Origin of the sequence: Streptomyces sp. NRRL WC-3549 (genome assembly GCF_000721935.1) — a bacterium.
Lineage (GTDB): Bacteria > Actinomycetota > Actinomycetes > Streptomycetales > Streptomycetaceae > Streptomyces.
On the sequence record NZ_KL585448.1, the window covers coordinates 14866 to 15142 of the forward strand.

Genomic DNA, 277 nt, shown 5'->3' on the forward strand with positions numbered 1-277 from the left:
TGCACGTGCGCCTGGGCCAGGGAGGTGGTGAAGCGGCGGGCTTCGTCCTCGTCACGGCGCAGCGTCCCGAGCGCCACCGCGTCGCTGCCGGCGGCCTCGAACGTCTCCTCCAGGCCGACGGCCAGCACCGGGTGCGGACTGACCTCGACGAACACACTGTGCCCGGCATCCAGCAGAACCCGGGTCGTCTCCTCCAGGAGAACCGTCCGGCGCAGATTGGTGTACCAGTACTCGGCATCCATACCCGCCGTGTCCAGGAGTTCCCCGGTCACCGTCG

General features: G+C 69.7%; 1 protein-coding gene. It reads right to left on the reverse strand.

Annotation, left to right across the window (positions count from 1 at the left end; genetic code table 11):
* The coding region (locus tag IH13_RS0135105) for an acyltransferase domain-containing protein (RefSeq protein WP_158791483.1) at positions 1 to 277 on the reverse strand (277 nt) is incomplete at both ends.